The 9,011-nt window shown below is 50.0% G+C and carries 7 protein-coding genes and 2 pseudogenes; 5 read left to right on the forward strand and 4 right to left on the reverse strand.

All coding sequences use genetic code 11. The features are described 5' to 3' along the window. Positions 1-316: 316 nt before the first annotated feature. Positions 317-1,303 (reverse strand): bile acid:sodium symporter family protein, encoded by a 987-nt coding sequence (locus K787_RS0114255; RefSeq protein WP_022963480.1) that lies wholly within the window; start codon positions 1,301-1,303, stop codon positions 317-319. A gap of 87 nt (positions 1,304-1,390) precedes the next feature. On the opposite strand from K787_RS0114255, the gene K787_RS23250 reads away from it, so the two are divergent. The 4 genes and pseudogenes from K787_RS23250 to K787_RS24355 all read left to right on the forward strand — a co-directional run. Next, on the forward strand, positions 1,391-2,206 hold the full coding sequence (locus K787_RS23250) for an AraC family transcriptional regulator (RefSeq protein ID WP_040641005.1): 816 nt from the start codon (positions 1,391-1,393) through the stop codon (positions 2,204-2,206). A 334-nt stretch (positions 2,207-2,540) separates the two neighbouring features. Beyond that, positions 2,541-3,749: a tyrosine-type recombinase/integrase gene (locus tag K787_RS0114265; RefSeq protein WP_022963482.1), complete on the forward strand. Its 1,209-nt coding sequence runs from the start codon at positions 2,541-2,543 to the stop codon at positions 3,747-3,749. 31 nt (positions 3,750-3,780) lie between these two features. Next, positions 3,781-4,872 (forward strand): hypothetical protein, encoded by a 1,092-nt coding sequence (locus K787_RS0114270; protein ID WP_022963483.1) that lies wholly within the window; start codon positions 3,781-3,783, stop codon positions 4,870-4,872. A gap of 87 nt (positions 4,873-4,959) precedes the next feature. After that, a pseudogene (locus tag K787_RS24355) lies at positions 4,960-5,134 on the forward strand (IS3 family transposase); the annotation flags it as partial. Positions 5,135-5,369: 235 nt separating this feature from the next. On the opposite strand, the gene K787_RS0114280 reads toward K787_RS24355, so the two are convergent. The 3 genes from K787_RS0114280 to K787_RS0114290 all read right to left on the reverse strand — a co-directional run bounded on the left by K787_RS0114280 (position 5,370) and on the right by K787_RS0114290 (position 8,448). Then, positions 5,370-6,455, reverse strand: coding sequence for a YagK/YfjJ domain-containing protein (locus K787_RS0114280; protein WP_022963484.1), 1,086 nt, complete (start codon positions 6,453-6,455; stop codon positions 5,370-5,372). A gap of 221 nt (positions 6,456-6,676) precedes the next feature. Continuing rightward, positions 6,677-8,125, reverse strand: coding sequence for a YfjI family protein (locus tag K787_RS0114285; RefSeq protein ID WP_161785944.1), 1,449 nt, complete (start codon positions 8,123-8,125; stop codon positions 6,677-6,679). Between the two features lie 29 nt (positions 8,126-8,154). Next, the gene (locus K787_RS0114290; RefSeq protein WP_306361585.1) at positions 8,155-8,448 is read right to left on the reverse strand and encodes a helix-turn-helix transcriptional regulator; all 294 of its coding nucleotides are present in this window, start codon (positions 8,446-8,448) and stop codon (positions 8,155-8,157) included. 207 nt (positions 8,449-8,655) lie between these two features. Here K787_RS0114290 and K787_RS24800 point away from each other — a divergent pair. Continuing rightward, a pseudogene (locus K787_RS24800) lies at positions 8,656-9,011 on the forward strand (tyrosine-type recombinase/integrase); the annotation flags it as partial.

Raw genomic sequence — 9,011 nt, forward strand, 5'->3', positions numbered from 1 at the left:
TTATTAACGGTTACAATAACTTAATAAATATGCGTGTTCTAAGTAAGCGCTACGGAGCTGCGCTTACGCTCCACCAATGAACAATAAAGAGTGGTATGCCTCTTAATGACGCAGTATCGAACCCTGGGGCAATGCAGGGGCTACGCGGAGCCCGTAGGAACGAAAGAGCATGACCCGCATGACTAAGGATCATCGCAACACTGGAAGAGAGTATTTTGGTACGGAGGGGCTTTGCGGGGCGCTAACGAGTTTTGGCGGTAGCGGTCCGTATTAAACGGCGCTACCGCTCAATTGAGCTGGCTGTTGAATAATGTTCTTAAGGCACTACCAGAACCGTATCGTCCGTTCTATCGGCATAGCGCTGGGCCAATACAGCGCACACCATCAGTTGGATCTGATGAAACAGCATCAAGGGCAATATCAGCATGCCGATAGTCCCGCCGGTGAACAGCACTTGCGCCATAGGCACGCCAGTAGCCAGGCTCTTCTTGGAGCCGGCGAACAGGATGGTGATACGATCTTCAGTATTGAATCCCAATCGTCGGCCGGCGAAATCGGTTATCACCAATGCCAGAGCGAGCAACAGGCAACAGGCAACCACCAGGCCAGCGAGCTGCGGCAAAGGCACCTGCTGCCAGATACCCCCCACTACCGCGTTACTGAAGGCACTGTAAACCACGAGCAGGATCGAGCCCTGGTCTACATATTTGAGCCAGCTCTTGTTACGCGCGACCCATTCACCAATCCAATGTCTGGCAATCTGACCAGCGATAAATGGCAGCAACAGTTGCACCACGATCTTGCTGATCGCATCCATAGTGCTCGACTCTTGCACCTGCGCCCCCATCAGCAACATGACCAAGAGCGGTGTGAGGAAAATCCCCAGCAAGCTTGAAGTTGCGGCGCTGCAGATCGCTGCAGGGATATTGCCGCGTGCCAGTGAGGTAAATGCAATCGCGGATTGAACGGTCGCCGGCAGCGCGCAGAGAAACAGGATGCCCAGGTATAGCTCGGTACCCACCAGCGGAGAAAGGATGGGTTTCAGGGCCAGACCGAGCAGCGGGAACATGATGAATGTGCAGGTGAACACCAGCAGATGTAACCGCCAGTGCGTCATTCCGGACACTATGGCGGTGCTTGAAAGCTTTGCTCCGTGGAGAAAGAACAATAGACCTATAGCAAGGTTGGTGATCCAGCCAAATGCGACTGCCGTCTGGCCTTGCGCGGGCAAGAAGCTGGCAAGGATAACGATGGCGATAAGGCTGAGGGTGAAGTTGTCAGGCAGTAAGCGGGGTCTGGCCATGGTGCAATTCCGATAAGTAGCTTGCGGGTAAGTTCGGGTCAGTCTACTATTTCGAAAAATTACGGACTAACGCGATAAGCCACCAAAATGTCGAGAAACGGACAATCCAGACTTGAAATCCGAGACATTCCTGCTCTCTCCTCGCTACCAAGACGATTATTTGCCCGGGCAGAATCGCTTAGGGCAAGCACTACCACCGAGTGGCATAGCCATCCGTGGGCTCAATTATCCTATGCCATTCGGGGCGTTCTTTCGGTTCATACCGAGACCGGGCGATTCCTGGCGCCGCCCCAGCGCGCCATTCTTATCCCGCCCGAACTATCTCACTCAGTCATCAGCTCCCCTGCCACTGAAATGCGTAGTCTCTATGTGGACGCCGCCGCTATTTCCTGGGCTCAAGCCAAATGTAAAGTTCTAGAGATCACCCCGCTGACCCGCGAATTGATCAGTCACTTTAGTAATTTCCCGGCAGAATATGACGAAGAAGGTACTCACGGCCGCGTTGCCGACGCGCTACTGGACCAACTCCAAACTGCTCCCGAAGCGCGACTTCATTTACCCTGGCCAACAGACCCGCGACTCCAGAGAATGTGTGAAGAGCTATATGCCGCACCGTATTTGAACCAGACACTTGGAGAGTGGAGCGCCAGCCTGGGGTTATCGGAAAGGACCTTGACCCGCGCCTTCTCAAAGGAAACCGGCTTTACCTTCCGAGCGTGGCGACAACGGCTACGCCTGCTGAGCGCTCTGCCACTGCTCGAACAACGTCAGCGTGTAACCGATGTGGCCTTAGCCTGCGGCTACGACTCGACATCGGCGTTTATTGCAGCCTTTCGCAAGCAGACCGGGCTGACGCCTGGCGATTTTCTGGGTGACGACACTGCCAACGCACGCCTGGAATAAGGACAACTGAAAGAAAAATGTAGCACTGAGCGGCTGTTCTTTGCAGGTTCGTGAGGGTTCTCTCGTCCGCCGTTCACCGCACAAATGAAAAAGCCCCAGCTTGCGCTGGGGCTTTTTCATTTGTCTGGCGGAGAGAGAGTCCTCCAAATCGAAACCCAAAAAAAGACAAAGAAAACCAAAAGATAATTAAATATCAATAACATGTAAGCGAATCACTTCCAAAATAGACCAATTACACGCGACCATGACCAGCGCCAAAGTATGGGCAGAAGTATGGGCTGAAATGCGCAAGATCGTTTACCATAGAGCGACATAAACCTGAGAGCGAATAGCGATGCCGGCCCTGAATGCGAAACAGATCGAAAAACTCCTGCGCAACGGAGATCCGGGCCTCACTAACGACGGCCAAGGCCTGTACCTGAAAATCAGCAAAGCTGGCAGCGCGAGCTGGATCTATCGCTTCAAGCTTGATGGGCGCACTAGGGATATGGGCCTTGGAAAATATCCAGATATCTCGCTTGCTCAAGCTAGAGAAAAGGCAACAGATGCGAGGCGCAAAGCAAAGTCAGGCCTTGACCCCATCAACGAGAAGCACCTGGAAGAACAGCAAGCCAAGGCAAAACGCCTTGAGGCTGAAGCTCAAGGCCTGGATTTCAGCCGCTTATGCGAAGACTACATCGCCACGCACAAAGCAGGCTGGAAAAGCGCCAAGCACGCTCAACAGTGGGCAAACACCCTCAGCACCTACGCATACCCGGTTATAGGTAGCCTTCACCCGAAAGACATTCATACTGCGCATTTGATCAGTATTCTGAAGCCCATATGGGGCAACAAGACAGAAACTGCTAACCGAGTAAGAAACCGGATTGAGCTGGTGCTCGACGCGGCCAAGGCTCAAGGATTGCGGGAAGGTGAGAATCCAGCACGCTGGCGAGGCCACCTTGACAAGCTCCTGCCCAAGCCATCAAAAGTCGCAAAGGTTAAGCACCATGCAGCGATGCCCTGGAATGAGCTCTCCGGCTTCATGAAACTCGTCTCCCGGAAGCAGGGAGCATCTTTCCGTGCCATGGAGATGACCATCATGACGGCATGCCGCACGAGCGAGGTGCTGAACGCCACATGGGAAGAGATCGACCTGACTGCAAACACTTGGACCATTCCACCTGAACGCATGAAGGCTGGTGGCGAGCACAGAGTCCCCGTAAGCAAGCAACTAAGAGTGTTACTGGAGGCATTGCCGAGATTAAGCGGTTCACCATACGTCTTTCCCGGTGCTCGAGCAGGGCGTCCGCTGTCTAACATGTCGATGATGATGGCATTGCGAGGACTCGGCTTTGAACATCTCACAATGCATGGCTTCAGATCTACTTTCCGAGACTGGGCAGCTGAATACACCAACCACGCAAGAGACGTATGCGAGCAAGCCTTGGCTCATTCATTGGGGAATAAAGTCGAGGCTGCCTACCGAAGAGGCGACCTTTTCTCAAAGCGAGCGCGCCTTATGGACGACTGGGCAGACTTTCTATATGCACCTGCCTTTTAAGCAGAACACCAGAAGGAGATTACCGCAATTGATGAGACAAGCTTACAGAATCTTGAAGCTCGCTAATATCGCTGAAGCGAGCAAAGCAGACCCGATTCAGCTCCTTGAAGAAATATGTTTGAAAGGAGAGCCTGCTTATATATTGTGCCCTACAGCCCCGACCACCCTTGCCACCTACGCACTAGAGCGTGAAAGAAGCGGCAAACCTTGGCTGCCAAAGCAAACGCTGTACGAAAGCTACAGTCGTGAGATTAGCTTTTTTTCAGACAACACTACTTCCAATTCTTCATTTAAAATACCACCCGAAACTTTCCTAAAGATACCTGACGAGAAACTCAAGCTCCTTACCGTTCACGAAACAATCGAAGTTAGTCGTTTCTCGGGAACGATGACCATTAATATCGACAACCAGTTTCATCAAGAAGTAGTGGCGCGAAGCCCAAGCAGCTATTTTACACCCAAGAAATCAAACGATCCCTATCCGCAGAAGAAAAATAGAATCCCATTTTTGATGGAGCACTACATAATTACCACGAAATGCGACTCAAATTATGGCAATCATTGCACCGAAGCCCCTGCAACAATTTCCATTAGCGATATATGGGTGCATGAGGACGCTGCTGCCACAGCTATAAACTCGATACTCACTCAGTGGAGACAAAACCATCCCTGGCGCACTCCTGCCTTGGGAATTCTTATTGAAACAGCGGAGAAATTCTTCAAAGGAAGTTTCCCGATCGAACCTACTACACCAGAAGAACGCATCAAAATTGAAAGCCATTTAAAATACAGACTGAATGACTTCACAGAAAAACAAATCGAGATATGCCGGATACTAATAACCCCAGAAAAATTTAACAGAAAAGGCAAGTCAAATATGCAAATGTGGGAACTCAGTCGCGACGAGATCGAAGATCACATATCAATTAGCCTTCAACACATGATCAACACTGCAAAACACCTAAACAAGGTAAATCTTCAGTCTAACGCCAAGAGAATTAACGAAGAATTAGGGAAAATCGGCCCTATCAAACGCAAACTTTTCTCCTATAAAAAACTCAATGTCGCAACAAAGGCAATAAAACTAAATCAAGGACAGTACGGCTCTCTCGAAAACTATTAGCCTTCAAAATTCTAGGTGTTTCATCAGGCAAGTACAAAACGGTTACAAAACTAACTCTCGAGAGTGTACAGTTCAAAAATTAACCTGATCGATCGCGGCTTGCAATACATTAGCATCCGCTATAGCGAACGTGTGGCCGAGGCTAGCGTGGAGCCGTCGGTGGGCAGCAAAGGCAACAGTTACGCCAACACCCTGGCTGAGACGATCAGCGGCCTGGACAAGGCCGAGGTGGATCTCCAGGCGGCCGTGGCGTTATCCTGAGCAAATGGGGGCTCGACACCTCCCAATAAGGTGCATTGATTCAATCACCAGCGACCGCGCGAATCCATCGGTCATGAACAGCCCGCAAATCCTGAGGCAAGCTACCACCGGCAATTAGCCAATCAGGCTACTGAAGGTGGCGGTTTGACTTAACCAAACAGCCTCTGCGAAACCCGGCACAGTTCAGCCCCACCAGAGAGAATGCCGCTCACGTCAACCCCAGAGCGGGGCCGCTGTCAGATTAATACTTGATCTGCAAAGTCTGAAAAAAACCCGTTCACACTAGCAGTCTGCTTTCGCTCAAGCCTTTTAACCCACCCTCTAAAGTACGTCCGTTCACGCGGACAGAACCAGCTAATTATTATGTCTGACTTGACCAGATACTCCAGTGTATATTTGTATAGGTGGCCACGCTGCTCTTTCTGACTGCGGTGGATGGCACCAATCCCTAAATAGCGATATTCAGCCTTTTTACTATTACAGTTGAAATGATACCCAGCACCATGCGTCACTTTATCCGACCAGTAGCGGCCTATCATGTCAGCAATCCGAACATCAGCACGACGCTTCGATCCATCAAATACTAGCAAGACGTGCACATGAAACCCTTTCAACACGCCGTACTCTATTTTTGCAACATGCCCCACCAGATTAGAAATGAAATCATTTTTCAGCTCCACGTACAAAGCGTCCCAGTCAGCTTTCACGCGAGCAAGATCTTCTGAAAAAAAGTCCTCCCTGCCAACAAAATACCCTCTCCTATAGTGCAGATCCACTCTAACAAACAGCAACTTTGCATGCCTATCGAACAGACTATCAACATAAGAGTATAGACTCGCCCTTCGCTGATAGACCCCCTTATCCATCCGCTTCTTCAGATCATCTACCCCCCACTCACGACAGCCCTCCCTCATAATCTCAACAATATGCTTTCCCAACGCTACCAGCTGTCTCGCAGAGGGTTTACCAGCACTCAACAACAATTGATAGTCATCTTCGTACTGACGCGCAGCCTGAATAAATATTCTCAACACTGGATCAACCTCATAACGCGATGATAAATTTGAGCAATAAATTAAATCATTAATCTTCTTTATCAAATCCATTAGCCTTCGACCAGTCTCCGAAATGTACTTCTTTTCACAACCACATTTTTCGACCAATTCGAAGTGAGTATCATCAGAGGAAACCACTTTCCAGAATACCACCTCGATCTTTTTCCGCAGATGCTTCTCTTCCTCTCTACTGAAGACAGGTTCGCTAAAGCCACCCTCACACTCGTCAATCCATTCTAACTCAAAGTCTTTATATACAGACTCCATAACTTTCCCTCCAAGCCATCACTACTACATCATGCAATAGAAACCACTACTAGCAAGACTAATCAAGCAATAGACCAGTTAGATTAATGTCAGTTAATATAACAATATTACTTAAGATAATAAGTTAATAATATATATTCCTGCCCTTCAATTTAGCAACAACCTAGAAGCATGCAGCGCACATTCAAAAATTTGAATAATAATTAAAGGAATTTACAATATTAGTACCCGTAGGCAACTTCCTGCATCATCCTGTAAGGCTCATACTGAGCCCAGGGCATCAGGTCCACATAGCTTGTTTTCTCATATCTACCAACAACTAGTTTTCTTGAAATAACGAGCCAGTCTAGTGCCGCATCTAATCGAGACTTTTTTCTGACGCAGCTGGGACCGTACTGCATAATCCTGTTTTTCTTCATATACCTGATACCTCTTAGCGAGAAGCGCCCCAACCATGCCAATAGGGTTTCAGCATCCTGAATAGGCTGAGGCAAGGCATTGAAGAGGCGAGAAAAGTTATCAGAACAGTACATGCAAATTGAAATAGCAGCGTCCAATGCCTCTCTCCTAATAGGGTGACCTAGGCCATACTCCAAGCAACTAATCAACGCTGCTACTCTCGCAATGTTATCCGCCAACTTCGAGGCATGGTCTTTCATGTTTTCGAAACGTCCGCCTTGGTTAATCTCCCGTTCGATGGCGTTACATATAGCCAGCCAGTAGGGCTCGAGACTCTCCTCAAAAGTAATTACCTGACGGACAAACCCTTGCGTATCATCGTCCACGCTCAACCTAAGGAGCTCTATAATTCGCTCATTAAATCGCTCCATTGCATCGTGACCTGGCTTCCCCCCAAACTCAAAACGCGCACCTTGAGTACTAATTGGTGTAAAAATCAGCGCTCTCGCCCAGAACCCTATATCGCGAGCCTCGTCACCTTTGCGTTCAATGAATTCCCTCATGACGCCTGGTTGCACTGAAACCGATATGGTCAAGCGCCCATCAACGATTTCTATGCTGCCCGTCGTACTTCTCTCAATAGAGCAGTCAGACCCACTCCATAAGCTGTTCAGGACCGGTAGGCTACGAAACGCGTGTCCCTTGAAGATCGTACCGCCCTCGCTCGAAACCAGGGCCGCATTCTTGCTTCCCTCGTGCATACGCTGCAGCAGAGCAGAGATGGTGGTATCGTCGTAAAGGAACGTGGGTGAAGTCGGCTCAATCGGCACCTCAGCGCTCATTTCCTTTAGTATCTCCAGAAATTCCTCGCGATCAGCGCCCTTTCGTGACAACGCTCTCTTCTTCGCTTTCAGCGAATCTGACCAAGCCTCCTGGTTCAGCTTCCAGTCAGCCATTTCTTTTCGGTATTTCTCTTTTTGCTCTCCCTGGAAAGTACGGAGGCCCGATAGAAAGTGCTTTTCTACAGCTGTCTTTCTCTCACCCGACTCCGCTAAAGCAAAGGTCATAATGGATACCGGAGTTCTTACCCCTGTTGGAGCCTGAACATCGACAGCCCCTTGCAGCGCGATAGATCCAGCTGTCAGCGCTGCCATGAGTGCTAGGTCGAAAGGAGCCTTTGTATTACTCGTGACCTCGCTCACAGCCGCCATTACTAGCCCCGGAAGATCGTTCCTCAGGTAGAGGGGACTCCCCGGCACCGGCAGCGCCATAATTGAAGGCTCAATCTGGCAATACCCCATTACATCCCCCCTCCCCGCTGCGATTTACGAGACTCAATCCAGGCATCCAGCTCATCCGCGTCCCAAGCCACCGCACCTAGCCGACTAGTAGTCGCCCCTAACTTAATGCGTTGTGGAAAAGATGCGTCGAAATAAACCGAACGCTCATTCATTCTGTTGTACAACGATGAGCTCGAAAGCCCTGTCCGTGACACCACATCTTTCAATCGAAGCAATCGTTTGTGCTTAGTAGTCATCGCTACCCTCCAGCAGTTAACCGTGGGTGCACTGTCCCTCAAATTCTGAATCGCCATAAGACGGCGATTGATGGGCGATTCACTTTTTTGGTAAGACTTTCCGGCGTCAAAACAATGGCAGATAGCAGTGAAGGCAGACCCCGGGTGGAGCAGTGCACGCGATTTCTGCTACTAGTAGCAGGAAAAGCAGGGGCTGCAGGTAGAAGCTGCTCGCCTGGCTAGTCAAGGAAACCCGGTAGTACCCAAATGCGTCACGTACACCTGGTGGCTCTTACGAAGCAGGCATTAGCCGTTTTAGAGGCTGTGCGACCATATAGCGGTCACCGAGAGTTTTCGTTTCCTGCCGACCGCAACCCACGCACCCATTGCAATAGCCAGACCGCTCACATGGCGATAAAACGGATGGGATTCGCCGGTCGCCTGGTTAGCCATGGCCTGCGCTCCATGGCGAGCACCATCCTAAACGAGCAGGGCTTTGATCCTGAGCTAATAGAGGTTGCCTTGGCACATGTAGACAAAAATGAAGTCAGAAGCGCCTACAACCGTGCTGACTACATTGAACGGCGCAGGCCAATGATGAATTGGTGGAGCGGGCATATTAATCGTAAGCATCCGGTAAG

Origin of the sequence: Halopseudomonas pelagia CL-AP6 (genome assembly GCF_000410875.1) — a bacterium.
Taxonomy (GTDB): domain Bacteria; phylum Pseudomonadota; class Gammaproteobacteria; order Pseudomonadales; family Pseudomonadaceae; genus Halopseudomonas; species Halopseudomonas pelagia.

Excerpts from the sequence above, each read along its gene's own strand:
- K787_RS0114265 (WP_022963482.1), top strand. The coding sequence starts at position 2,541 with ATGCCGGCCCTGAATGCGAAACAGATCGAAAAACTCCTGCGCAACGGA.
- K787_RS0114290 (WP_306361585.1), bottom strand. The coding sequence starts at position 8,448 with ATGGCGATTCAGAATTTGAGGGACAGTGCACCCACGGTTAACTGCTGG.
- K787_RS23250 (WP_040641005.1), top strand. The coding sequence starts at position 1,391 with ATGTCGAGAAACGGACAATCCAGACTTGAAATCCGAGACATTCCTGCT.
- K787_RS0114285 (WP_161785944.1), bottom strand. The coding sequence starts at position 8,125 with ATGGCGCTGCCGGTGCCGGGGAGTCCCCTCTACCTGAGGAACGATCTT.
- K787_RS0114270 (WP_022963483.1), top strand. The coding sequence starts at position 3,781 with ATGAGACAAGCTTACAGAATCTTGAAGCTCGCTAATATCGCTGAAGCG.
- K787_RS0114280 (WP_022963484.1), bottom strand. The coding sequence starts at position 6,455 with ATGGAGTCTGTATATAAAGACTTTGAGTTAGAATGGATTGACGAGTGT.
- K787_RS0114255 (WP_022963480.1), bottom strand. The coding sequence starts at position 1,303 with ATGGCCAGACCCCGCTTACTGCCTGACAACTTCACCCTCAGCCTTATC.